The 1033-nt window shown below is 41.3% G+C and carries 2 protein-coding genes; both read left to right on the top strand.

Annotation, left to right across the window (positions count from 1 at the left end; translation table 11 throughout):
- The first annotated feature begins 378 nt into the window (after positions 1-378).
- The gene (locus tag F6J99_RS45345; RefSeq protein WP_293124072.1) at positions 379-696 is read left to right on the top strand and encodes a hypothetical protein; all 318 of its coding nucleotides are present in this window, start codon (positions 379-381) and stop codon (positions 694-696) included.
- A partial coding sequence (locus F6J99_RS45340) for an aspartyl protease (protein WP_293124070.1) occupies positions 693-1033 on the top strand: 341 nt, incomplete at its 3' end. The genes F6J99_RS45345 and F6J99_RS45340, both read left to right, overlap by 4 nt.

Below are 1033 nucleotides of genomic sequence, written 5' to 3'. Positions count from 1 at the left end.
AGGCAAGAGGCAAGAGGCAAGAGGCAAAAGGGAAGGCATTGCTGATTAATAGAATGATGGAGAGTAACTCAGGAGTACGCAAATAATCCTAATGGCTGGTGTTATTATGGCCGGTGTTTGTTTGACAGGGGTGAAAATCAGGGAGCGGCTGAAGCTATTCAGAAAGCTGATCATCTATGCTCGAATAATTGGCTAGTTTATGGGGCCTTCTCTTGATGCAGTCGCTCATGGGGGAAACCCCCAAGACCGCGCTGCATCGCTATATAAGATTTTGAACAAGTCACCCCTTATCCCTTTCTTAGCAAGAAAGGGAGAAATAACCTGAGGGGGGATATTCTTGTTATTATAAACTTATCTACAGCGTTTTGTATAACTAAAATGATACCATCATCTTCCCATCACACTGTAAGGCGAGGACGGGTTTTTCCGGAGAAACGACTGTCTCCTGAAGAAAAAGCCAGAATTAAAGCAGAAGATGCAGTGTTTTATAAGCGTTGTCGAGAGGTCTTTGAGCGAGTACAACCAGAATTGATTCAAGAGCATTATGATTGGTTTATTATTATTGAACCTGATAGTGGGGAGTATTTTATCGATGAAGATAAAAAGGTAGCACTTTCCAAATCCCGTTCTAAACATCCAGGTAAAAAGTGTCTTATTATGCAAATTAATGAAACGGGAACTTGTGGCAGAATATGATCCAAGGTGAATTTAATAGGTTCGGGGAGTTATTTTTTGAAATTGGCTTGATGTCTGCTGATGGGGAGGTTTTTCCCGTTATGGCACTGTTAGATACAGGGTTTACAGGTTGGTTAGCTATTGATAATCAAGATGCTGAGAGTTTAGGGTGGGTGCGTAATAATGAACCACAGGATATGCAAACAGCCCAGGGAGAAGCACGGTTTAATTTATATGAGGGAAAGGTGGTTATTGAGGAAGAGGAGTTTACGGTTGAAGTGTTAGGAGGAGATGAACTGGTCAATACTCTTTTAGGTGTTTTGTGGTTACGAACAAAGCGTTTAGTTGTAGATTTTCC

It is taken from the genome of Moorena sp. SIO4G3 (genome assembly GCF_010692305.1).
In the GTDB taxonomy this organism is placed as follows: Bacteria; Cyanobacteriota; Cyanobacteriia; order Cyanobacteriales; family Coleofasciculaceae; genus Moorena; species Moorena producens_A.
This window is presented reverse-complemented; position numbering and strand designations above follow the sequence as displayed.

Coding starts and splice junctions, on each gene's coding strand:
- F6J99_RS45345 (WP_293124072.1), top strand. CDS start 379: ATGATACCATCATCTTCCCATCACACTGTAAGGCGAGGACGGGTTTTT.